Origin of the sequence: Amycolatopsis sp. lyj-112 (assembly GCF_046549055.1) — a bacterium.
GTDB lineage: Bacteria > Actinomycetota > Actinomycetes > Mycobacteriales > Pseudonocardiaceae > Amycolatopsis.
In genome coordinates this window covers 1-23080 of record NZ_JAJPWS010000004.1, presented here as the reverse complement: position 1 = coordinate 23080, position 23080 = coordinate 1, and the positions used below count along the sequence as shown (strand labels likewise).

Below are 23080 nucleotides of genomic sequence, written 5' to 3'. Positions count from 1 at the left end.
AATCCTCAGTCGTTCATCACACGCTCGGCCCGTTCCCAAACGCGGTGCAGCCCCACGGACTTCACCAGTTCGGCGGAGAACGGTTTGGCGACCTCGTCGGCGAGCACGATTCCCGGTGCGTCGGCGTCGATCCCGGCGTCGGTCAGCACTTGGCGTCCGTCACCCCAAGCACCGATGACCTTGCAGTGGCGGAACATCTCCTGCAGCAGAACGGTCAGCTTGATGTCGTGCAGTCCGGCCGTGCCGCCGGCGACCACCACCGCGTCGAATTCGATGGAACGGGCGGTGAGGAAGGTCCTCGCCACCGGCTGTTGCCCGCGTCCCCGTTTCAGGGTTCCCCCGACCGGCGCGAGAACCCGCAGGATCGCGCCCTGGGCCTCGACGGTCCGGCGGAGTTTGCCGATCCCGCCGAGGTCGGCGCCGGAAGTCGCCACCACCCCGACGATGCGGCCCGCGATCGGGCCGGGTCCCGCAGGGATCTGTGACAGCGCGGCCGACGGAGCGACGTCTTCAGCCGGGGTGCCCTGCGGAGCGGGCAGCCCGAGTCCTTCGGCGACCGCCGCGCACAGTTCGGCGTCGACGTGGGCGAGCGACTCCAGGACACGTGCCTGGATCGACTGTGCGAAGCACTTTCCCAGCTCGAACGTGAACGCTTCGATCACGTGGACCTTCTCGATCCTGGACAGGCTCTTCCAGAAGAGCGTGGCCTGCGAGAAGTGATCGTCGAACGACACCGGGTTGGCCCTGATCTTGGGGCCCGCGACCTCGATGGGCCGGTGGACGTAGGCACCTTCGGCTTCCGTCGCCGTCGTCGGCAGAGCGTCGTCGACGCTGTTGGGCAGATACGGGGCCTGTCCGTGGTGGATGAGGGTCTGGTGCATCCCGTCGCGCAGGTTGTCGTTGACGGCCACGTGCGGGCAATTGATCGGAAGTTGCGTGAAATTGGGGCCGCCGAGCCGGGTGAGCTGAGTGTCCAGATAGGAGAACAGCCTCGCCTGCATCAGCGGGTCGTCGGTCACTTCGATGCCCGGCACCAGGTTGCCGGTGTGGAAGGCGACCTGTTCGGTCTCGGCGAAGTAGTTGGTGGGGTTCCGGTCCAGCGTGAGCTTGCCGACCAGCTGGACCTCGGCGAGCTCCTCCGGGACGATCTTGGTCGGGTCCAGCAGGTCGATCCCTTCGAACATCTCGTCGTCGGAGTCCGGCAGGACCTGCAGGCCGAGTTCGTATTCCAAGGGCGCCCCGGCGTCGATGCCGTCGGCCATGTCCCGGCGGTGGAAGTCGGGATCGGCACCGGCGGCGATCTGGGCCTCTTCCCAGACCAGCGAGTGCACCCCGGCCACCGGTTTCCAGTGGAACTTCACCAGGCTGGTCTCACCTTCGGCGTTGACCAGCCGGAAGGTGTGCACCCCGAAACCCTCCATGGTCCGATATGACCGGGGGATCCCGCGGTCGGACATGGCCCACATGACGTGGTGCGTCGCCTCGGTGTGGAGGGAAACGAAGTCCCAGAAGGTGTCGTGCGCGGTCTGCGCCTGCGGGATTTCCCGGTCTGGATGGGGCTTGCCCGCGTGAATGACGTCGGGGAACTTGATGCCGTCCTGGATGAAGAAGACCGGCATATTGTTGCCGACCAGATCGAAGTTTCCCTCGTCCGTGTAGAACTTCACCGCGAACCCGCGGACGTCCCGAACGGTGTCCGCGGACCCTCGCGACCCCAGCACTGTGGAGAACCGCACGAAAACAGGGGTCTCTCGGCCCTTCCCCAGAAAACCGGCCTTGGTCACCGACGACGCGTTGCCGTAGGCGTGGAAGGTGCCGTGTGCCGCGGCCCCACGTGCGTGGACCACGCGCTCCGGGATGCGCTCGTGGTCGAAGTGGGTGATCTTCTCGCGGAGGTGGAAATCCTCCATCAGGGACGGCCCCCGCGGGCCGGCCTTCAGCGAGTGATCAGTGTCCGGCAGCCGGACCCCCTGAGCGGTCGTCAGGTAGTCGCCGAGCTGTCCCTCACCCGACCGGCCGACGGTCGCGTTCGATTCGCCTTCAGCCGATTCTGCCCGTGCGCGGTGACGTTTCGGAGGCATGATTCTCCTTGCCGTGAGTGGTGGTGCGCCGCGAATACCCCGCCCTCGCCGTGTTTAAGCGATCCGTATGGAACCCGTTCGTGTTCAGCGCCCGGGGTGTGCGCGGTACTGATCGCCGCGCTGCGGCAGTGCCGGGCGAAGAGGTCGCCCGGAAGGTTCTCGAACTCCCGGACCGGAACATCGCGCTGCCCGAGTTGCCGGACCTGCGTCACTAGGCGTTTCCACCCTTACCCGGCCGGGTAAGCCCTCCTTGTGCGGATTGTGATCACCGGGGCCACCGGCAACGTGGGGACAGCGCTGCTCCATGCACTCGAAACCGGCGACGACGACTTGGTGGGCGTGGCCAGAAGGCTGCCCGACACCACGGCTGTGCCGTATCGCGCGGCGGGCTGGTCGGCCGTGGATCTCGGGGACGACGTCGGCCGCGCGAAGCTGACCGACCTGGTGGAAGGCGCGGACGCGGTCGTCCATCTCGCTTGGGCGATCTCGCCGGCGCGCGACGATCCGCCGATGTGGCGGACCAACGACCACGGCACCAGGAACGTACTCGCCGCCGTGGCGGCGGCCGGTGTGCCGCACCTGGTCGTCCTGTCGTCGGTCGCCGCGTACGGCTTCGCGCCGAGGTGGGAGAAGGTGTCCGAGAGCTGGCCACGTGACGGCATCGCGACCAGCGCCTACAGCCGTGGCAAGGCCGCGCTCGAGAGCCTGCTCGACCGGTTCGAAGAGAACCACCCGGACATCGCGGTGGCACGGTTACGGCCGTGCGCGATCCTGCAGCGACAGGCGGCGGGGGAGTTCGAGCGCTGGCTGCTGGGCCCCGCCGTGCCCGCCGGCATCGTGGGTCGACGATGGCTGCCAATTCCACTGTGGACAGACCTGCGGGCGCAGGCGGTGCACAGCGCCGATGTCGCCGAAGCCATCCGGCTGGTGCTCGAGAAGCGCTTCACCGGAGCGGTGAATCTCGCCGCCCCAGGCGTTCTCCAGGCCGACGCGCTGGCTGATCTGCTCGGCGGGATCCGCATCCCGGCGCCGCGTTCACTCGTCCGCGTGGCCGCGCACGCCGCGTGGCGGACCGGCGCCTTGCCGCTGCACCCCGGCTGGCTCGATCTCGCCGACAACGCTCCGCTCGTGGACACCACGCTCGCCGAGACCACGCTCGGATGGAAGCCCCGGTACGACGCCGCGAGTGTGCTCGCCGAACTGGTCGCCGGACTCCGGTCCGGCGAGGGCGCGGCCAGCCCACCGCTTGTCCCACCGCGCGGCGACGGACTCCTGCCCCGGCTCCGTTCACTCGCCCGTGTCAGGCCGAGCCACCAATCGCAATCTTGACGACCCTGACGATCGGGAGGCTCGGATGAGCACGGAAATCTTCGACGCGGTCGTCATCGGCGCCGGCCACAACGGCCTGGTCGCGGCGAACCTCCTGGCCGACGAGGGTTGGTCGGTCCTGGTGCTGGAACAGGCGGACGAGCCGGGCGGCGCGGTGCGGACCGAAGAAGTCACCGAGCCGGGCTTCCGCAACGACCTCTGCAGCGCCTTCTTCCCGCTCACCGCGGTCTCGCCGGTGATCCAGGGCTTGCGTCTGGAGGAGCAAGGCCTGCGCTGGCGGCATGCTCCCGAAGTACTCGCGCACGTGTTGCCCGACAACCGATGCGCGGTGCTCTCACGGGACATCGAGCGCACGGCGGCGTCGGCCGACGAGTTCGCACCGGGTGACGGCGCCGCCTGGAAACGTCTTTTCGCGCAGTGGCAGGACATCCGCGAGCCGTTGCTCAACGCCTTGTTCACGCCGTTTCCGCCGGTGCGGCCGGCTCTACGGCTGCTGCGGCATACAGGGACCGCCGACGCGCTGCGCCTGGCCCGGATGCTCACGTTGCCCGCACGCCGTTTCGGGGAAGAACTCTTCGACGGCGAGGGAGCGCGGTTGCTGCTGGCCGGAAACGCGGCGCACAGTGATCTTTCCGTGGACAACGCGGGCAGCGCGGTGTTCGGCTGGCTGCTCGCCATGATCGGCCAGGACGCCGGCTTTCCCGTACCGGTCGGCGGGGCGGCGGAGCTGACCGCGGCCTTGGTACGACGGCTGACGGCCCGCGGCGGAGAGGTCCGATGTCGTTGTCCTGTCACCGAAGTCCTCGTCGCCGGCGGACGGGCGATGGGGGTGCGGGATGGCGCGGGCGACCCGATCCGGGCCCGCAAGGCGGTTCTCGCGGATGTACCGGCGCCGACGTTGTACGGCGAGATGATCGCGTCGGAATGGCTCCCGTCCCGGCTGCTCGAGGATCTCGGCCGGTTCCAGTGGGACAGCGCCACGGTGAAGGTCGATTGGGCGCTGTCCGGACCTGTTCCGTGGACGGCCGAAGCCGCGCGGGGAGCGGGTACGATCCACCTCGGCACCGACCTGGACGGCTTGTCGGCGTTCGGCGGCGATCTCGTCCGTGGCCGAAGCCCGCGCAATCCTTTCCTGCTGTTCGGGCAGATGACCACGAGCGACCCGGACCGGTCGCCACCGGGCACCGAGGCGGCCTGGGCGTACACGCACGCGCCACGCGGGGCCATGGAAAGCAGGAAGGCACTGGACCGGCAGGTCGCGCGGATCGAGAAGACGGTCGAGGCGAACGCGCCGGGCTTCACCGACCTGATCCTGGGCCGGTACGTCCAAGGTCCGCTCGAACTGGCGGGCCACGATCCGGGCCTGGTCGGCGGCGCGATCAACGGCGGCACCACGGCCATCCACCAGCAGCTGTTCTTCCGCCCGGTCCCGGGCCTCGGCCGTGCGGACACCCCGGTGGACCGCCTGTACCTGGCGGGCTCGGCGGCCCATCCGGGAGGAGCGGTCCACGGCGGCCCCGGAGCCAACGCGGCCCGCGCCGCGCTGGCGCGGGCCGGTCGGCTCGGCGGGGGCTACGCGGCGGTGATCCGCGCGGCGAACCGGGCGGTCTACGACTGAGCGTTTTTCCGGTTCGCGTGCTTCCCGGTCACCAGATCGGCCAGCCGGGCGAGCGCTTCGGTGTTACGAGGCTTGGCGACGAGCGCCTGAACCGCCTCCGGCAGCACCTTGCCAGGACCACGAGTGACCTTTTCCGCCATTCGGATCTCGGTCTTACCTTCGCCGCGGGGGAGCAGGGTGAGCTCGACGTCCGCCGCGCCCAGCGGCCACCCTCTCGCCTCCAGCGAAAGGGAAACCCCGGGCTCGACGGCCTTCACCACCGTGACGTCCTGGATGTGCAGGGGCCATGGCCCGACGCTGTGGTGGATCCGGGAGCCGACCGCGGGCCAATCCTCGTCGACGTCACGGATGTGAGAGCTGCCGACCACCCAGCTCGCATAAAGCCAGCCGTCGGCGAGCACGGCGAAAACCGCCTCCGGCGGTACATCGACGATCCGGCTGACTTCGCTCACGGTGTCCTCCTGTCTCGGGGTGCACAGCCCGAGTACCCCGTTGGCACGGCTTGAAGCCTTACGGTTCGTGACTCCTTTTCGCGTCACCAGCGCCCGCGATTCAGGGCACCTAGCAGTTTCCGCTGTAGCTGACGAGGTGGTCATCTAGTGGTTATCTGCACGCGGAAGTGTGTTGATCGCCGATGACTGCGCCTTCTTCCACGGTTACATCGTCCCCGGACCACACTTGCTGCCGCGCCTGGGCGTCACTCCACGCTCAGCACCAGGTGAAGCGCCCGACTGACCACGAGAACGAGGGATCAGCGCTGTCGCAAGGCAACCAGCGTCACGACCAGTCCGCGACCCCCGGAACCGCGTCGATGGTTGGAGCTCTATGGCAGCGCGGTGTCCGGTGGGTGCGGCTGTTGAGGCTGTGGTCAGAAGGTGGGTCGCACCAGGTGGCGAACTACAATCGTTCGGCGTGACGACGCTCGTCGTAGCCCTGCTGGCACTTCTGGATTTCGTCTGCGTGGGCGGTCGTCCAGTCGTACAAGCGGCCGAAGGGTTCGCGCAGGGATTCGCCGAGCGGGGTAAGGGAGTACTCGACTCCGACCGGTGAGGTCGGCAGCACGCGCCGTTCGATCATTCCGTTGCGTTCCAGGCGGCGCAGGGTCTGGGTCAGGACCCGCTGGGTGACGCCTTCGAGGTGGCGCTTGATGTCGTTGAACCGGCGGGGCTTGTCGAGGACGGTCATCACCATCATCGACCACTTGTCGGCGATCTGGTCGAGAATCGGGCGGCTGGGGCAGTCGGCCCGGTAGACGACGCCCGTGTCCGTGCCGGTGCCGGGAATGGTCATGTCGGTATCCTCCACGATCCTTACGATGCCGAAAGTGCGTTATTGACGCCGGTCTCCCGCCGCTTCAGTCTAGGTATACATCAGGAACTTAGCTGCCTGACAGGTACCGAACGGAGATTCTTCGTGCACCACGAGGCCTACGCGACCCTGCGAGTGAGCCACGAGGCCGGCATCGCCCGTGTCACCCTCGACAACCCACCGGTCAACGTCCTGGACGTCGCCCTCATGACCGACCTGCGGCGGCTGTTGACCGGGCTGCGGGATGACGACTCGGTCCGGGTGATCGTGTTCGACAGCGCCGATCCGGACTTCTTCATCGCCCACGTCGACATGTCACTCGTCGACGCGCCGGACACCTTCGACGAACTCGCGGCCGACACACCCGACGGCGTCAACGTCTTCCAAGCCCTCGGGGAGTTGCTCCGGCACCAGCCTCAGGTGACGATCGTCAAGCTCGCGGGCCTGGCGCGCGGCGGAGGGGCGGAGTTCGTCACGGCTGCGGACATGGCATTCGCGGCGATCGGTCGCGCCGGGATCGGCCAGGTCGAGGCCCTTATGGGCATCGTCCCCGGCGGCGGAGGCACCCAGTACCTCGCCGGCCGGATCGGCCGCAACCGCGCTTTGGAGGTGGTGCTCGGTGCCGAGCTGCACGACGCGCAGACCGCCGAACGCTACGGCTGGGTCAACCGGGCCGTCCCCGCTGATGAGCTCGACGACTTCGTCGACCGCCTGGCCCGCAACATCGCCGCACTGCCCGAGGGCGTAGTCGCTGCGGCCAAGCGTGCCGTCGTCCCTGCTGACCTGGCCGAGGGCCTCCTGCGAGAACACGACGCCTGGGCGGGACAGATCGTCCTGCCCGCGGCCGAACGGTTGATCCGAGCCGGACTGGCCCACGGTGCCCAGACCCGCGACGGCGAACGCGATCTGGAGGGCTTGCTCCGCAAGCTGGCCGGCTGATCAGCGGGCCGGCCGGGTATTTCTTCCACGACAATTGATGCGCCTTGGCCCCGACTTCGCGTCGAGTTCCTGTGGTGAATACTTTCCGTGCGCGAGGGAGCAAAGGTGAACGAGAACACCCGGCTCGCGTTCATCGAGGACCTCCATCGGGAGAACGAAGCGCTGCGGGAGAAGTGGGCGAAGATCACCCAGGAACGTGACGACTTCAGGCGAGCCATCCCCCTGGGCCCGGGCTTCCCAGGGGTGGCACGGACAGTCAGCGGAACAGGCGGAAGAACCCGCGCACCTGCTTGACCAGCGACTCCGGCTGTTCCAGCGCGGCGAAGTGGCCACCATGCGGCAGTTCCTCGAACCAGCGCAGGTCGGTGAACCGCAGCTCGGCCTCCCGCCTCGACGGGCGGGTTATGTCGCGCGGGTAGACCGACAGCCCGGATGGCGCGGTCACCTTGTCCCGGAAGTCGGCGAAGCTCTCCCAGTACAGGCGCGCCGACGACGTGGCCGACGCGGTGAACCAGTAGACCGAGATCTCGTCGAGGATCGTCTGCCGCGACAACGCGTCCTCGGGATGGCCGTCGTTGTCCGTCCACGCCCAGAACTTCTCGGCGATCCAGGCGGCCTGCCCCGCCGGGGAGTCGGTGAGGCCGTAGCCGAGCGTCTGCGGCCGGGTCGCCTGGATCGCCGAGTACCCCCGGCCGGTGCGCTGCATCTTCTTCTCGGCCTCGAGATTCGCCAGCTCCGCGGGCGTCGGGTCGTCGAACGTGCCCGCCGCAACGGATCCCAGGTTCAGGTGCACGCCGGCGACCCGCTCAGGCGCCACCTCGCCCAGCGCCGCGGACACCGCCGAACCCCAGTCGCCGCCCTGCGTGCCGTACCGTTCGTAACCCAGCGAGACCATCAAGGTGTCCCAGGCGCGCGCGGTGCGAGTGATGCCCCACCCGGTCGTCGACGGTTTGTCACTCCAGCCGTACCCGGGCAACGACGGCGCGACCACGTGGAACGCGTCCGCCGGGTCACCGCCGTGCGCGCGCGGGTCGGTCAGCGGGCCGAGGACCTCCAGGAACTCGAGCACCGAACCCGGCCACCCGTGCGTGAGCACGAGCGGGAACGCGTCCGGCTCCGGCGAGCGGACGTGCAGGAAGTGGATGCCCTGCCCGTCGATCGTGTCGCGGTACTGCGGGAACACGTTCAGCCGCTCGGCGAATCCGAAGTCGTAGTCCTCGGCCCAGCTGCGGCACAGCTCCTGCGCATACGCCAGCGGCAAACCCTGTGACCAGTCGTCCACCGGCTCGCGCTCGGGCCACCGGGTCCGTCGCAATCGTTCACGCAGGTCCGCGATCTCGGCTTCGGTGATGCTGACCTCGAATGGCTCGGCGGACATGGCAAGACTCCTTACTGGTCAAGGCGTAATCGGATCAGATGCAGGTGGACCGTCATCGCGGCTCCCACGCGTGGCGTCGGGTTCTGGGCGGGTCAGGCCGAGGACGAGTCCGGCCAGGGGGAGTGCCGCGAGCACGGCGAGGGCCACCGGCGAACCCGCACACGGTCGACGCCGTGCTGACACGGCGATCACGGTCGCGCCCGCCCCGGCGCCGCCGATCAGTCGGCCGACGATCACGACGGACCCCGAATGGCACCGCGAGTGCGCGGCCGATGGCCCGCAGGCCCACCGACGGCGCTCCCAGTGCCACGTACATCGGCAGCACCAGCATCCCCGAAGTCAGCCCCAGCCGACGCCCGCCCGGGGCGTGGTCCGATCCCCGCCGGGGGCTCCTACGGCGGAGATCGGCTGCGGCATCGTCGCCTCCTCCCCGGGTACTTCTGTAACACGTCAAAGCTACTATGGATGTCACACTACGAACGGTGAGGAGACACGTCAAATGCTTGATGCGTGTTACACCACCTCGGCGGTCCAGACGGCCGTCGACCTGGCCAACACCTTGAGGCCGGTCAAGGGAGAGGACGCGCTCGAGACCGTGGAGCAGCTCCGGGACTTCCTTGACGACCATCCCGCGGCTGAGTCTCCGAGTTCGGTCGCGAACCAAGGGACCGGTCCGCGGCATCTCACCCGCGCCGACCTGGCGGAAGTCCGCGCGTTGCGCGAGACGGTGCGTGAGGTGCTCGAACGGGCGAACGCGGACGCGGTCGAAGCGGCGGCTCTGATCAACGACGGTCTGCGCCGCAGCCGCGTCACCCCGGTACTGCGCCACGAGGACGACCGCTGGTGGATCGAGGTGACCTCCGACACCGGCCGCTGCCCGGCGCACCTTGCCGCGACCACGCTCAGCGCACTGGCCTCCGTGATCGCCACGCTCGGTCCCGCTCGCCTCGGCGTCTGTGCCGGGCCGACCTGCCGGGCCACCTTCGTGGACCTCTCGCGCAACGGCTCGAAGCAGTACTGCACCCGAACCTGCGCACACCGGGCCAGCGTCGCGGCCTACCGGAGCCGGAACAGCCCACGCTGAGCGCGATACGATCTACATCGCCGCGAAAGCCGCAATGCAGACTGGGCCGAGCGGCTGCTGTGCGGCCACAATCTCACCGCCCATCGGGCCGGTCCGCTGCTGCGCCGCCATCGTGCTGATCCTGCGGGCGAATTTCGGTGGTGCGGCCGGGGACACTGGAAGTTATGCGCGAACATCGGGATTCGGTCACCGCCATCGGGGAAGCGTTGGTCGACCGGCTGGTGGTCCTCGAACCGATCGAGCCGGAAGGCTGGCCGGCGGCGCGCATCGAGGCGCATGAGGCGCTCTACCAGCACGCGCACACGATTGTGTCCGAGCCGGCCGGGCCTGCCTGGCTGGCTCGGACACCCTGGCGGCCCATCCGAACGGCATGGTCCGCGCCATCGCGGTCAGAGCCCTCGGTTCCGGCCACGATCCCGCCTATCAGCCGATCCTCGTGCAGGCCCTGTCCGACCCCGCCGTCAACGTCGTCCAGGCCGCTGTGGAGGGCCTTACCGCGCAGTCCTCGGGCGAGGTGTTCGACCTGCTGGTGACGCTGCTGAACGACACGGACCGCGACGGGGCCTTGATCGGCCGCGACGCCGCCCGGCGCATCGCCGAGACCAGCGACCCGAGACGGCTGGACGTCCTGGCCGACGCTCTAGGGCAGGAACAGCATGGCGCAGCACATGACATCGCCCGCGCACTGAGCCGGGCCGGTGACCTTCGGGTTGCTCCGGTGCTGATCGAGCACCTCCGCCACCGCCGCCCGGGCCGCTTCGCGGCCGCGGAAGTGCTCGGCAACCTGCGCGTCGCCGAGGCGACCGGCCCGCTCATCGACGTCCTGCGCGAGTCCGACGGCCCCCAGTCGCTGCCCTTGATGGAAGCACTGGGCAAGCTCGAAGCGCTGGACGCCGCGCCTGCGATCCTGCCGCTGCTCGACCACAGTTCGTCCCACGTTCGCGAGAGCGCCCTGCTGGCCCTGAACCGGATCGGCGGGCCGTTGGCGACTCCCGCCGCCCTCAAGGCCACCGACGACGTCCACCCCGTCGTCCGTGCACGGGCCTTTCGCGTCCTGGCCAGGCACGGCGACCACCGCGCTCTCGGCCGGTTGGCCGCCGCTTGCGACGGTCGGCACGTCCACACCGCCCTCACCGGCCTGGTTCGCCTGGCCGACGACGACTCGGTCGCGCTCACCGTGGTGCGGGTGCTGCTGAGCACCGACGAGCGGCGTGTCCGCAAGCTCGCCGGACGAATCCTCGCCCGCATCGGCACGCGGCACTACCTGCCCGGCCACGATCCCGACCCGCTCGTCCGCCGCGCCATCGTCTGGGTCATCGGCCAACGAGCCGACCCGTCCTACATGTGGACGCTGACCAACGCGCTCAAGGACGACGACGAGTTGGTCCGATCCCGCGCCGCCGCGGCACTCGGGCGGATCACCCATGAGAAGACGCTCCCGCTGCTGACCGAGGCCCTACGCGACCCCAGGCCACGCGTCCGGGCCAACGCCGCGACCGCCCTGGGCCGAACCGCCGCCCCTGACCGTCTGCGCTCCCTCCTCGCCGACGCCCTGGTCGATCCCCACCCGGCCGTCCGGTCCGCCGCCGCCGCGGCACTGCGAGCAACCGCTCACTGACTGTCCTCTGTGGACGACGGGTCGATGAAGGGATCGCGTATCGCCGAACTCCGCGCCACCTTCGACAAGCTCAGCGGTGGACCGGACGGCGGATTCGAGTGTTTCTAGCTGGGCGAACGGCTCACCGTCCTGGACGGCGAGCCTGATGGCACGGTGGAGCGCCGCCGTCGGCCATCCGATCGCCCGCCGCTCGGCAGGCGTCGTTCACCGTACGTTCTCCGTGGTCGGCGAGCCTGACGGGAGTACCCGGGCGGAGGACGCGATGGAGTTCCGGCACCTCGAATCGTTCCTGGCGCTCGCCGACGAGCTGCACTTCGGGCGGGCGGCGGCGCGTCTGCACCTCACCCAGCCCTCGCTCAGTCAGCAGCTGCAACGGTTGGAGCGCGGCCTGGGCGTCGAGCTGGTCGCACGGACGTCGCATGAGGTGCGGTTGACAGCGGCGGGCCACGTGTTCCGGAGGCAGGCAAGGCTGATCGTCGCGCAGCTCGAGAAGGCGGCACACAGTACCCGGGAGGCAGCCGCGGGCCGGGCGGGCACGGTCAACGTCGGGTACAACTTCCCGGCGGGCCAGCATGTTCTGCCCGCGGTGCTGGCCCGGATGAACGCCGAGTATCCCGGCGTGACGGTCGCCCTGTGGGAGAGGCGGACCGGTCCCCAGCTCGCGGCGCTCGCGGAGGGTGAACTGGATGTCGCCCTCGTCTACGGGCACCCGGTGTCGTCGCGGTTCCGGTTCCGGCGGTTGCTGCGGGTGCCGATGGTGGCCGTGGTCGGGCAGGGACACGAGTGGGCCGGCCGGTCGGCGGTGTCGTTCGCCGAGCTCGCGCATCACCCGTGCGTTCTCTTCGCCCGGGAGCAGTGCCCGGCGATGTACGACGCGATCCTGGGCGCCGCCGAGCAGAGCGGGATCACGCTGAACGTCTCGCAGGTGGTCGACGACCCGGGCGCCACGGCCATCGTCGTGTCGGTCCACCCGCTCGTCGGGTTCGCGTCGGAGACTCGGGGCACGTCCGTCGGTTCGGTGTCCGGCGGTGTCCGGCCGGTGCCGGTGCGGCTGACCGACCCGGTCCCGGCGGTCGAGCTCTACGCGGTCTGGCGCGCTACCGAGCCGAGCCCGTTGGGGGAAACCTTCTTGCGGTGTCTCGACGAGGTGCCCTCGTTGCCGGGGCCGTCGGACGGTCCCGCCGAACCTCCCGTGCGGGTCACTTGAGGCCGGAGCGGACGAAGCCGTTCACGATATGCCGCTGCAGCACCAGGTAAAGCGCGAAGACCGGCAGGCACGCCAGCCCGGCCAGCGCCATCAGCGGACCCCAATCGTCGCCTTCCGTGCCCATGAAGCTCCGCAGCCCCAACTGAAGTACGGAGTTGCTGCGCTGCAAGACCATCGCGGGCCAGAAGTACTCGTTCCAGGCGTTGACGAAAAGCAGGATTCCCAGCGCGGCCAGCGCGGGGCGCAGGTTCGGCACCACCACCGTCCACAGCGTCGTCCAGGACGAGCGACCGTCCATGGTGGACGCTTCGAGCAGTTCCTTGGGGAAGCCGGCCAGGTGCTGGCGCAGCAGCAGGACACCGAGCGCCGAGCACAGCGTCGGGATGATCACCCCGGCGAGGGTGTTGAGCAGGCCGAGCCGGGAGAGCAGCACGTAGTTGGGCAGCATCGTGACCTGGAACGGGACCAGCCATGTGCCCACGAACGCCAGGTACAGCAGCCGGGAGAAGCGGAACCGCCAGGCCGCGAACGCGTAGGCCGCCAGAAGGCCGGTGAGCAGCTGGCCCGCCGCCGTCAGCAGCGCGACGAGCGTCGTATTGCCCAGGAGTCCCAGAACGTCGACCTTGTCCGCCGCACCGGCGTAACTCTCCAGCGAGAGTGGCCATGGAAGCGGCGACAGCGAATAGATGTCTCCGGGGCGCCGCAACGACGTCGCGTACAGCCAGTAGATCGGAAAGATGCAAAGCAGGCCCAGCACGGCGAGCACGACGTGCCCACGTACCCGGCGCCACCGGGAATCGACGGTTTCCATCACCGGCTCCTAGTCGTCGTGGAAGGTCAGGCGTTCGGTCAGCCGCACCAGCCCGGCCGCGACCAGGCCGAACCCGGCGAACAGCAGAATCCCCGCCGCCGCGCCGAGTCCCGCGTCGAAGCTGTGGAACCCGTAGTCCCACAGCAGGTAGTAGACGTTCGTGGTGGCGCCGGCCGGGCCGCCTTGGGTGAGCGTGTCGATGAGGGGGAACGTCCACTGCGCCGAAAGCAGCACCGTCATCAGCGTGAGGAAGACCAGCGTGGGGGACAGCAGCGGCAGCGTGATCCATCGGGTGATCTGCCCGCGTGACGCGCCGTCCAGCTGAGCCGCGTCGGCGTAGTCGGGATTGATGCCGGCGAGCCCGGCCGACACGACCAGCACGGCGAAGCCGAGTACATGCCAGCCGGTGATTCCGATGATCGACAGCTGCGACGGTGCGGTCTCGTGCAGCCAGTTGAGGTCGACGCCGAGGACGCGGTTGACCGCGCCGCCGCCGGGATCGAGCAGCCATCGCCACACCGCCGCGCTCGCCACCGGGGCGACGAGCATCGGCGCGAACACCAGAGCCTGGTAGACCACGCGGGCCCGGCCACGCACCGCGCGCGTCATCAGCCCGACCATCACCGGGATGCCGATGGAGAAGGGCAGCAAGCCGAGGATCACCACCACCGTGCGGGTCACCGACCGGCCGAGCTCCGGCAGGTCCAGCAGCTGTTCGTAGTTGGCCCAGCCGCCCGGGGTCATCGGGGTCGTGGGCAGCAGGTTCCAGGAGTAGAACGACAGTTGCACGGTCTGTGCCAGTGGCCGGTAGGTCCACACCACCAGCAGCGCGAGCCCCGGTGCGAGGTAGAGGTACGGCGGCGCGGCCCGAGCGATCCGGCGGGCGAGCGATGGCCGGGCGGCGCTCGGTACCGGCAGTGCGGCCGGTACGGGAATCTCGATGAACATCCGGCGCTCACCCGGCCTGTGACGTGTGCTCGGCGACCAACCGCACTCGCGTCGCCTCGTCCTCGTCGTAGACCGGCATGGCCGCGCCGACGTCGACCGCCGTGGCCACGAACGCCCCGTCGATCAGGTCGATCCGGCTCAGGCCGCTCGCCGCGGACCCGACCAGTCGCGCGCGGGGCGGCAGCGCCTCGACGCGGTAGGCGAGCGCGGGCGAGACCCAGACCGGGATCCCGGCCAGCGCGCCGCATCCGGTGTGGTGCGCGTGGCCGGTGACCACCAACCGGACATCACTGCCCGCCAGGCTCTCGGCGAGCCGCCCGGCGTCCCGCAGTCGCAGCAGGTGCACGGTCGGCACCGGTGAGGGCAACGGCGGGTGGTGCACGACGAGGACGGTGCCGCGCGGTGCGGGCTTGACCAGCTCGGTGCGCAGCCATTTCAGCTGATCGTCGTCCAGGTGCCCGTCGTGCCTGCCCGGCCGGGTGCTGTCGAGTACGACGATCCGTACCCCGTCGATTTCGTGAGTCGCGTGGTACGGCTCGGAACCGGGCTTGCCGAGCAATTCGCTGCGGAAGGCGGCCCGGTCGTCGTGGTTGCCCATGGCGTAGACGATCGGGACGCCGAGCCGCTCCACCGCGGCGCGCAGCCGGCGGTAGGCCACGGGGGAGCCGTCGTCGGTGAGGTCTCCGGTGAGCAGGAGTCCGTGCACCTCGGCGCCCGACCGCGTCACCGTGTCCAAAGCGGACTCGAGTACGGCGAGGGTGTCGACGCGCCCGTGCAACCGCCCGCCAGGGTCGGCGACGATGTGGGGGTCGCTGAGCTGGATCAAGGTCAGCTCGGGCCTGCTCATTTGCCACCGCCCGGCAGGAGCTGCGTGCCGCGCGCCTTCGCGGCGTCGAGCGACGCCTGCGGGTCGGCGCCTTGGTAGACGGCTTCCTCGACGGCCTCCATCATGCCGTCCCGGATCTGCAGGTAGCTCGAACCGGGGAAGGACACCCACGGCTCCATGTTCTTCAGCTGCGCGAGATTCGGCTTCACCAGCGGGTTCTGCCGGACCCAGTCCCGGAGGCCGGCCGGGTCGTCGGCGAGCCCGGATCGCAGCGGCAGGTAACCGATCTTCGTGGCGATCGTGCCGTAGGCCTGCTCAGCGGTGAGGAACTTGATCAGCTCCCAGCCGGCGCGCTGCTTGGCCGGGTCGGTGGCGAAGACGAACAGCGAGGCCCCGGAATTGGTCGGCACGACCGGTTTTCCGGTGAACGCGGGCATCGGCGCCGATCGCAGGTCCCACTTGTCCTTGGCGCCCTTGACGAACGTCGCCTGTACGGCGCTGCTCTCGAGGATCATGCCGATGTCGCCGCGGGCGAAGGTCTCATAACCCTGCTTCTGCGCGAGCTTCGGGCTTGCCCCGGTGCCGACCAGGCTCTGCGCCATCTTCACGACCTCGACCGACGGCTGGTCGGCGTAGCTGAGCGACCTGCGGTCCGCGGCGATGACCTGCCCGCCGTTGGAGCGGACGAGGCTCTGGAAACACCAGTCCTTGGCTTCCTTGGTCAGGCAGTCGAGGTAGACGCCACCTTTACCGGTGGCCTTCTTGATCGCGTCGGCGGCGGTGCGCACCTCGTCCCAGGTGGCCGGTGGCCTGGCCGGGTCGAGGCCTGCTTGCTGGAACAGCGAGGCGTTGTAGTAGAGCACGGGAGTGGAGAACACGAACGGCACGCCGTAGGTCTTGCCATCCCAGTCACCGAGCGTGCGGGCGGTCGGCGCGTACGAGTGGGTCGCCCCGGTGAAATTGGCCTGCACGGCGTCCTTGCCGACGAGGTCGTCGAGCGGCTTGGCGCCGAGCTGGTGCACAGTGAAGTCGAGGTCGCTGAAGCCGAGCTGCGCGACGTCCGGCGGGTGCCCTGCAGCGGTCTGGCTCTGGACGCTCGACACGGTGTCCGTCGCCGGATTCGGGCTGTTGCCCTGCGGCTTCTGCGCGGTCACCTTGATATTCGGGTGCGTCTGCTGGAACTTCGCGAGCAGCTCGTTGAACGTATCCGTCCAGGCACCGGCCTGGCCGAAGTTGTAGGTTTCGAAAATGAGCGAGACCTGCTGCCCGGGTTCCAGCTCGGGCACCTTCGCCACGGTGGCGGCCTGCGTGGTCGCGGTAGTGCCCAGTCCGCAGCCGGCCGTACCGAGTGCCAGGATCACACCCAGCGCGACGCCGGCCTGGAAACGGTTCTTCTGCATGGGAAATCGCTCCTGGAGTCAGTGGGTCAGACGGGGGCGGCATCGAGGCGGGCGGGCACGGGCTGCCAGACGAGGCGCCGGCCGGAGTGGCGGTCGAACAGGTGCAGGTGCTCCGGAGCCGCGGTCAGGCCGACACGGTCACCGGTGACGAGGCCGAGCGGGCGCGGCCCGCGGAGGCAGATCTTCGCGGCACCGACAGTGCAGTGGGCGAGCTCTTCGCTGCCCAAGTTCTCCACGAGCCGCACGACGGCCTGCAGCGCGGGGACGCCCGCGGTCCGGACGAGGTGTTCGGGCCGGATCCCGAGCACGACCTCCCGCGTGGGCGCGTCACCGCCGACGCCGAGCGGAACGTCGGTTTCCGTAGCCACAACGCGGAGTTCGCCGCCGCGGCTGACGACCTCGGCGTCGAACAGGTTCATCGCGGGCGAACCGAGGAACCCGGCCACGAACGCCGACGCCGGTTCGTCGTACACCTGCGACGGTGTGCCCAGCTGTTCGAGCCGTCCCTCGTTGAGCAGGGCGATGCGGGTCGCCATCGTCATCGCCTCCACTTGGTCGTGGGTGACGTAGACGAAGGTCGAACCGAGCGTGCGGTGCAGCTGGGTGAGTTCGGATCGAGTCGCTGTCCGCAGTTTGGCGTCCAGATTGGACAAGGGCTCGTCCATCAGGAAGGCCCCGGGGTCACGCACCAGCGCGCGGCCGAGCGCGACCCGTTGCCGCTGGCCGCCGGAGAGTTCCTTCGGGCGGCGGGAAAGCAGCGCGCCGAGGTCGAGTACATCGGCGACCTCCGCGACCTTGCGCCGGATCTCGGCTCGCGGACGCCGTCGGGCACGAAGCGGGAACCCGATGTTGCGCTCGACCGAAAGGTGCGGGTACAGGGCATAGCTCTGGAACACCATGGCCAGGTCGCGTTCGCGGGGCGGAGTGTGGGTGATGTCGGTTCCGCCCAGCAGGATCCGGCCGCCGTCGAGCGGGCTGAGCCCGGCGACGGCGCGCAGCAGGGTGGACTTCCCACAGCCGCTCGGCCCGAGCAGCACGAGGAAGTCACCGTCGGCGACGTCGAGGCTGACCGCGTCGACGGCGGTGACCGGGCCGAACCGTTTGGTCGCGGCTTCGATCTGGATCCGGCTCACGGGTTTCAGGCCTCCTCGGCGCAGGAAATCGGGACGTCGGAATACCAGCAGCCCGCAATGGCGGCGAAGTGAACGGAAATCGAACGGTGGAGCCGGAAAGCCACAGATAGGAGCGTTGTACAGGGACTATCGGCAGGTCGGGTCCGGCGATCGGAAGAACCAATCGGCGAGCGGCCGGGCTTACCCTTTCGCGGCTACAGCGTGCCCGTGGTGTCGGCATGGAAGCGTCGACGTCGTCAGTGGCCGGCCAGGTCCATCGTGAACAGAACCAGCGCGAAGAACAACTGGAGTGCGGCGATGCAGACGCCGGCGACGACGAGTCCGTCCAAGCGATACTGGCGGTCAGTCAGCATCGAAACCATCCCTCCGGCAATGCCGAGCGAGCCTTTGCTCCGGGGCGGTCACCAGGTGCCAGTCGTCGAGTCACAGTGCCTGGAGTCCCTCCGCTTGTCCTCATGATTGATGGCTGCCACCAAGCGGCCCCCTGCGGTTCTCCCGTACTGTGAGGCCGCCCCGCTCGCCCGACCACGAGGTGAAGAGATGTTCTGGACCGTCCTAGGCTGGATTCTGTTCGGCCTGATCGCTGGTTTCATCGCGCGAGCCGTCGTACCGGGCAAGGACGACATCGGTCTGCTGCGGACGATCGTCCTGGGCATCGTCGGCTCGGTCGTGGGTGGCCTGCTGTTCGGCCTGCTCACCGTTGGCTTCCGTGGCTTTCAGCCGGCTGGATGGATCGGGTCCGTCATCGGCGCGATCATCGTCCTGGTCATCTACAACAAGGTGACCGGGCGCAAGACCCGCCCGCGCGCCTGACTTTGCGGGCTCTGCTGAGACCGAGGTTCCGCAGAGGTCGCGGGTGCTGCAGTCGCACCGGGAGACGGACCTTGCCGGTCGATTTCCAGAGATCTCCTTTGAACACGCGTCGCGATAGACGATTTGCACATCCATTGTCCACCTCAAGAGCGGCCGGTCCGCTGTTTAGCTTGGGATGAACAGCCAACCGGTGGGTGCGCGGGGTGTTCGGCTCATTCGGCGGCTGCGCTGGCGCCGTATCGGCGGAGCATCTTGACGAACGCCCACTCTCGCACCGTTTCGACGCCGGTTAGGCTGTCAGGACCTGTTCGACGAAAGCGCCGGCCGCCAACAGTTTCCGATCGCCGCCGACTGCGCCGTCGAGGGCCAGCCCTGCGGGCAGGCCACCGCGGCCGTGTCCCATCGGGACGGTCAAGCCGGGAACACCCGCGACGCTGCCGGGCTGGCAGTTTCGGATGAAGGTCGGGAAGGTCGGGACCGCGCGTCCACGGTGGATGAACTCTTCGACGGCGGAGAAGTCTTGGGCTGTGGCCGGTGTGGTGGGGAATCCCAGTGCGTCGATGCCGGTCTCGCCGAAGATCTTCGCGTAGGCGCCGCGTAAGGCCGAGCGGTTGGCGAGGGCGGCCTCGTAGACTGCCGGCTCGATGCCGGGCACGATCGACGCGGCGAAGATGGCTCGGACGTCGGCCGCGGCGACTTCGTCGACGAGTCGCTCGAACGAAACCTCGGGCACGTACTTGGCGAGGTACGCCCGTAGCCCGGTGCCGGCTTCGTGGATCACCAGCGGCATGCCCTGATCGGTGACGAGTTCGGCGAGGGGCGTGTCGTCGACCGGCACGAGAGTGACCCCGGCCGCGCGCAGGCGGATCAGCGCGGTCGTCCACAGTTCTTCGACGTCGTCGGCCAGGTCGCCGGTCAGGAAACCGTGCGGCACGCCCAGCCGGATCGGCGGGAGTTCGCGCAGGGGTTCGGGTTCCTCCGCCGCGAGGGCGGCGTCGAGGAACGCGAGATCGGTGACCGTGCGGGCGATCGGCCCCACCGTGTCCCGGGTGCTGCTCAACGGTGTGATGCCGTCGGACGGGTAGCGGCCCGTGGTGGGCCGGAAGCCGCAGACCCCGTTGAGCGCGGCGGGCACGCGCACCGAACCCCCGGTGTCGGTGCCCAGGCCTGCCGGGACGATGCCCGCCGCGACGGCCACGGCGGTTCCGCCGCTGCTGCCCCCGGCGAAGCGGGACGGGTCACGGGCGTTGCGCACCGGACCCAGTGGAGTCGTGTCGCAGGTGATGCCGAACGCGAGTTCGTGCATGGCCGCCTTGCCGATGACGGTGGCGCCCGCGTCGAGCAGGCGCCGGACCACGCCCGCGTGCTCACGCGGAACGTAGTGCGCCAGTGCCGGGGTGCCCGCGGTGTTCGGCATGCCCGCGACATGGATATTGTCCTTGACGACCACCGGAAAGCCTGTCGGCGGCCCGATCGGCTCCGGCGCGAGGTGGCTGATCGCATGGAGGTCCTGGACCTCTTCCGCCCGCGTGCGGCATTCGGAGGCACTCCGAGTTCCCTTCACCGGCGGCACCTCCAGATCGCGGGCGGCCAGCTTAGCGTGAGCGCTAAGCGTGGTCGTCCGCGAAGGGAGCACGAAAAAGCCCGCTGACCTGGATTTTCACCCAGAGCCAGCGGGCTCGTCGTTCCGGTCGGGCTGACAGGATTCGAACCTGCGACCCCTTGACCCCCAGTCAAGTGCGCTACCAAACTGCGCCACAGCCCGGACCCGTACTCCGTGGAGTGCGATGTGAGTACTTTAGCGGGTCCCGGAACTGGCCGTGTCACCAGGGGTCACTGTGTGTTTGACCAGCCAAAACGGACCGTGAGGGCCGCCCTGCCGCAATCAGGCGGCCCTCACGGAGTCACTGCGGGTTGTCGGCGTGGGTGAGCGTCTGCCAGGACACGAACAGGTTGTTGGTGCCTGCTGGGCGCTGGCGGAGGGTGAGGGTCTCGGTGTTGCTCATGGTGTTCCCGAGGCGGGTGTGGAGGTGGTTGTAACCGACCTCGGTGATCGGGCCGAGGCCGAGCTTCAGGCTGCCGCCGCACAGCCACGACGGGACCGCTGTGCCCAGTTGGTACTTCGCGTGGAAGCCGAGGCCTTCACGAAGACGATCGGCGATTTCGGGGTAGAGGTCCTGGCCTTGGATGCGGGTGGTCTCGGCGAAGTTCGCGATCGCGGCGAGTCCGTAGCCGGTGTGGGTGAAGTCGCGGCAGGTCTCCTGGGAGAGGCCGTTGACGAAGGTCGTCTGGCCCTGCCAGTACTTGACGATCTTGTCGCGGGTGTTCAGGCCGCTGCCGGCCGCGGTCTTCGGTAGCGCGCCGTCGCTGGTCAGGTAGATGTAGGCGGGAACGCGGGAACGGAACTTCGCGACGGCCTTGTCGTAGCTCGCCTTGTCGTCCAGGAAGACCGAGATGCCGATCGCGGCCTCGGTCATGCTGAGTTCCCAGTTTCCGTTGCTGTGGCTGCCGTTGATCACCTCGGGCAGGTACACGTTCCGCAGCATGGTGCCGAATCGGCCGGAGTTCGGCCAGTTCGTGTAGGTGTGCTTGATGATTTCGGCCGCGCGCGGCCAGGAGGACGCCGACCACGCCGACTGCAGGGGAGCGTTGCTGTTCGTGTGGTCCTTCAGGACGGCGGACCAGGCGTCCATGATCGCGATCGCCTTTGTCGCGTATTTCGCGTCTCGCGTGATGTACCACGCGAGAGAAAGTGTGTAGGCGGCGATCGCGTCTTGCCGTTCATCGGTACACCCGATGTTCGGATTCGAATAGGAGCCGCATTCGACGACGGCGCGTGGTTTCGGTGTCCGTGACAGTGACGCGTACGAACTCGACATCATCGCGTCGTAGGCTTGTTTCCACGGTTGCGCGCCGGCCTGGACCTTCGCGCGCACCAAGTCCAGTTGTGGGCGGCTGACCAGTACTCCGGGATGGGTGAACGTGGCGGGTGCGGCCGGGGCGGGTGCGCTGAAAAGGCCCAGTGCCAACGGAATGAGCGCGGTGAGGGTGAGCAGTTTCCTCGGTAGGGACATGGTTCTCCTCGGGCTGGTGTGAGCCAGGTCACCGGCGGCGTGCGGTTCAGTGTCATGGTCTGAACCAGTTGCGTCAAGACCTTAATTCGCCTCGAAAAGAAAGAAGGGCCTCATTTGTTCAGCGGGCCGAACCTCGCGTTCAGCCCGCTGAATGAATCAGCGCTGCCAGGCCGTCACGAAAGCCGGGCTGCCGATCGGATAACCGCCGATGAGGGTCCATGTCGCCAGTTCGTAGGCCTGGACGATGTCGCTGCTCTGCGACGCGACATAACAATGGTCACCGACGATCGTGAAATGTCGTGGCCATTCGGCGGTCGCGTGGTCGGCGACGGCCTTCGGGAGGACGCCGTCGAGGGTGAACTCCGTGATCGCTTCCGGGCCCCGGTTCGACAGGAACAGCCGATCCCCGTGCAGCTCCAGTTGCGCCGGCTGGTTCTCGCCACCGGGTTTCAGCGTCGCCGGAGCCGAGTTCTCGACGGCGAAGGTGCCCGGCGGGTCCTCGCGCACGGTCATCACCGAAGCGGCCAGTTCGCCGACGACGTACGCGTGGTTCGTGCCGGGACGCCGGACCAGTTGCCGCGGCCCGGTGCCGGCGGGCAGCGTCGACACCGCGACGGGGATGAGTTCACCCTCCTCGCCGAGGTGGTAGCTGCGGATCTCGTCGGTGCCCAGGTCGACCGCGCTGACCAGCGTCCCTGTCTCGTCCACCACGGCCATGTGCACGTGGGCGGCTTCCTGCCGTTCGGTGTGGGGTCCGGAGCCTTCGTGCCGGACCAGCGCCGTGCGCACCGTGGGCACGCCGTCCGGGCCGAGCGCGAACGCGGCCAGACTGCCGCCGCTGTAGTTGGCGCACAACAGAAACCGGCCGTCCGGGGTGATCGTGAGATGACACGGATCCGCACCACCGGTGGGCAGCGAGTTCAACTCCTCCAGCGTGCCGTCCTCGCCGACCGCCACGGCGGTGATCGCGCCTTCGGCCGTCTCGTTCACGGCGTAGAGCACGGGCAAGGCGGGATGGATGGTCAGCCAGCTCGGCGAGTCCAGCTCGAGCGAGCCCGCCGGGGTCAGTTGCCCCGTCCGCGTGTCGCGCCAGAAGGTGGCGATGCCTTCGCCGTTGCCGTTGCTCGCGGCCGTATAGGAGCCGACGAAGATCAGGGTTCGCTCGTCGTTCGCAGGAGTCACGAGGCACACTGTGCAGCAAGCCGAGGTGGAGGTGAATACCTTTGACCACATCCTGCGTGATCGTTTCGGCAGCGGCGTCCGACGAGGACACGCGGGCCGTGAGCCTTGCCGAGGAGACCTCGGGCGGGGTCGACCCCGCTGCACGAGCTGGACAGGAAAGACTGGGACCGCCAGCTCGACGTCAACCTCGCCGGTGCGTATCTCCTAGGGCGTGTCCTGCGGATCTTCATCGGAGGTGCAGGATGATGCAGGCGAGGATGATCTCGGCGCGGTGGTAGGCAGCTCGTTTGGCGTATCGGGTCGCTAGGCCTCGGAATTGTTTGAGCCGGTT

Annotated in this window: 20 protein-coding genes and 1 tRNA gene; 8 read left to right on the top strand and 13 right to left on the bottom strand. The window is 68.7% G+C overall.

From position 1 onward, the window contains the following. Nucleotides 1-5: 5 nt before the first annotated feature. Complete coding sequence (locus ACLJRL_RS16010) at nt 6-2081, bottom strand: catalase (RefSeq protein ID WP_410656956.1); 2076 nt, start codon at nt 2079-2081, stop codon at nt 6-8. Between the two features lie 80 nt (nt 2082-2161). Between ACLJRL_RS16010 and ACLJRL_RS16005 the strand changes: the two genes are divergently transcribed. Genes ACLJRL_RS16005 through ACLJRL_RS15995 form a run of 3 tightly spaced genes read left to right on the top strand, consistent with a single transcriptional unit; the run spans nt 2162 to nt 5028 of the window. Next, a complete protein-coding gene (locus ACLJRL_RS16005; RefSeq protein ID WP_410656955.1) occupies nt 2162-2296 on the top strand; it encodes a hypothetical protein in 135 nt (44 codons plus the stop codon). A 37-nt stretch (nt 2297-2333) separates the two neighbouring features. Beyond that, nucleotides 2334-3410: an NAD-dependent epimerase/dehydratase family protein gene (locus tag ACLJRL_RS16000; protein WP_410656954.1), complete on the top strand. Its 1077-nt coding sequence runs from the start codon at nt 2334-2336 to the stop codon at nt 3408-3410. Nucleotides 3411-3435: 25 nt separating this feature from the next. Continuing rightward, on the top strand, nt 3436-5028 hold the full coding sequence (locus tag ACLJRL_RS15995; RefSeq protein ID WP_410656953.1) for a phytoene desaturase family protein: 1593 nt from the start codon (nt 3436-3438) through the stop codon (nt 5026-5028). On the opposite strand, the gene ACLJRL_RS15990 is transcribed toward ACLJRL_RS15995, so the two are convergent. Together ACLJRL_RS15990 and ACLJRL_RS15985 are read right to left on the bottom strand one after the other, a co-directional pair. Continuing rightward, a complete protein-coding gene (locus ACLJRL_RS15990; RefSeq protein ID WP_410656952.1) occupies nt 5019-5480 on the bottom strand; it encodes an SRPBCC family protein in 462 nt (153 codons plus the stop codon). The genes ACLJRL_RS15995 and ACLJRL_RS15990 overlap by 10 nt on opposite strands. A gap of 445 nt (nt 5481-5925) precedes the next feature. Next, nucleotides 5926-6318, bottom strand: a complete 393-nt coding sequence (locus ACLJRL_RS15985; protein WP_410656951.1) for a winged helix-turn-helix transcriptional regulator — start codon at nt 6316-6318, stop codon at nt 5926-5928. A gap of 123 nt (nt 6319-6441) precedes the next feature. Here ACLJRL_RS15985 and ACLJRL_RS15980 point away from each other — a divergent pair, with 123 nt between their 5' ends. Continuing rightward, nucleotides 6442-7275, top strand: a complete 834-nt coding sequence (locus tag ACLJRL_RS15980; protein ID WP_410656950.1) for an enoyl-CoA hydratase/isomerase family protein — start codon at nt 6442-6444, stop codon at nt 7273-7275. A gap of 256 nt (nt 7276-7531) precedes the next feature. Here the strand turns inward: ACLJRL_RS15980 and ACLJRL_RS15975 are convergent, their stop codons facing one another. Continuing rightward, nucleotides 7532-8653: an epoxide hydrolase family protein gene (locus tag ACLJRL_RS15975; RefSeq protein WP_410656949.1), complete on the bottom strand. Its 1122-nt coding sequence runs from the start codon at nt 8651-8653 to the stop codon at nt 7532-7534. 499 nt (nt 8654-9152) lie between these two features. Here ACLJRL_RS15975 and ACLJRL_RS15970 point away from each other — a divergent pair, with 499 nt between their 5' ends. The 3 genes from ACLJRL_RS15970 to ACLJRL_RS15960 all read left to right on the top strand — a co-directional run bounded on the left by ACLJRL_RS15970 (nt 9153) and on the right by ACLJRL_RS15960 (nt 12562). Next, the gene (locus tag ACLJRL_RS15970) at nt 9153-9737 is read left to right on the top strand and encodes a CGNR zinc finger domain-containing protein (RefSeq protein ID WP_410656948.1); all 585 of its coding nucleotides are present in this window, start codon (nt 9153-9155) and stop codon (nt 9735-9737) included. 331 nt (nt 9738-10068) lie between these two features. Then, the gene (locus ACLJRL_RS15965; RefSeq protein ID WP_410657432.1) at nt 10069-11355 is read left to right on the top strand and encodes a HEAT repeat domain-containing protein; all 1287 of its coding nucleotides are present in this window, start codon (nt 10069-10071) and stop codon (nt 11353-11355) included. A gap of 145 nt (nt 11356-11500) precedes the next feature. Next, the gene (locus tag ACLJRL_RS15960) at nt 11501-12562 is read left to right on the top strand and encodes a LysR family transcriptional regulator (protein WP_410656947.1); all 1062 of its coding nucleotides are present in this window, start codon (nt 11501-11503) and stop codon (nt 12560-12562) included. On the opposite strand, the gene ACLJRL_RS15955 is transcribed toward ACLJRL_RS15960, so the two are convergent. From ACLJRL_RS15955 to ACLJRL_RS15935, 5 genes are read right to left on the bottom strand one after another with little or no spacing between them, the layout of a single operon-like run. Continuing rightward, a complete protein-coding gene (locus ACLJRL_RS15955; RefSeq protein ID WP_410656946.1) occupies nt 12555-13373 on the bottom strand; it encodes a carbohydrate ABC transporter permease in 819 nt (272 codons plus the stop codon). The two genes, ACLJRL_RS15960 and ACLJRL_RS15955, sit on opposite strands and share 8 nt — an antisense overlap. 9 nt (nt 13374-13382) lie before the next feature. Next, the gene (locus ACLJRL_RS15950; protein ID WP_410656945.1) at nt 13383-14321 is read right to left on the bottom strand and encodes a carbohydrate ABC transporter permease; all 939 of its coding nucleotides are present in this window, start codon (nt 14319-14321) and stop codon (nt 13383-13385) included. 7 nt (nt 14322-14328) lie between these two features. After that, entirely contained in the window at nt 14329-15168 is an 840-nt protein-coding gene (locus ACLJRL_RS15945; protein WP_410656944.1) for a metallophosphoesterase family protein, read from the bottom strand. Continuing rightward, nucleotides 15165-16547: an ABC transporter substrate-binding protein gene (locus ACLJRL_RS15940; protein ID WP_410656943.1), complete on the bottom strand. Its 1383-nt coding sequence runs from the start codon at nt 16545-16547 to the stop codon at nt 15165-15167. The genes ACLJRL_RS15945 and ACLJRL_RS15940 overlap by 4 nt, the downstream gene beginning before the upstream one ends. A 26-nt stretch (nt 16548-16573) precedes the next feature. Continuing rightward, nucleotides 16574-17680 (bottom strand): ABC transporter ATP-binding protein, encoded by a 1107-nt coding sequence (locus ACLJRL_RS15935; RefSeq protein WP_410656942.1) that lies wholly within the window; start codon nt 17678-17680, stop codon nt 16574-16576. Between the two features lie 540 nt (nt 17681-18220). Here ACLJRL_RS15935 and ACLJRL_RS15930 point away from each other — a divergent pair. Next, complete coding sequence (locus tag ACLJRL_RS15930; protein ID WP_410656941.1) at nt 18221-18493, top strand: GlsB/YeaQ/YmgE family stress response membrane protein; 273 nt, start codon at nt 18221-18223, stop codon at nt 18491-18493. Between the two features lie 289 nt (nt 18494-18782). On the opposite strand, the gene ACLJRL_RS15925 is transcribed toward ACLJRL_RS15930, so the two are convergent. The 4 genes from ACLJRL_RS15925 to ACLJRL_RS15910 all read right to left on the bottom strand — a co-directional run bounded on the left by ACLJRL_RS15925 (nt 18783) and on the right by ACLJRL_RS15910 (nt 22749). Further along, nucleotides 18783-20057 carry an amidase family protein gene (locus tag ACLJRL_RS15925; RefSeq protein ID WP_410656940.1) on the bottom strand — a complete coding sequence of 425 codons (1275 nt, stop codon included), beginning with the start codon at nt 20055-20057 and terminating at the stop codon, nt 18783-18785. A gap of 127 nt (nt 20058-20184) precedes the next feature. Then, nucleotides 20185-20258, bottom strand: a tRNA-Pro gene (locus tag ACLJRL_RS15920). A 139-nt stretch (nt 20259-20397) separates the two neighbouring features. Then, the gene (locus tag ACLJRL_RS15915) at nt 20398-21567 is read right to left on the bottom strand and encodes an alginate lyase family protein (protein WP_410656939.1); all 1170 of its coding nucleotides are present in this window, start codon (nt 21565-21567) and stop codon (nt 20398-20400) included. Nucleotides 21568-21723: 156 nt separating this feature from the next. Further along, on the bottom strand, nt 21724-22749 hold the full coding sequence (locus ACLJRL_RS15910) for a lactonase family protein (protein WP_410656938.1): 1026 nt from the start codon (nt 22747-22749) through the stop codon (nt 21724-21726). Nucleotides 22750-23080 lie beyond the last annotated feature (331 nt).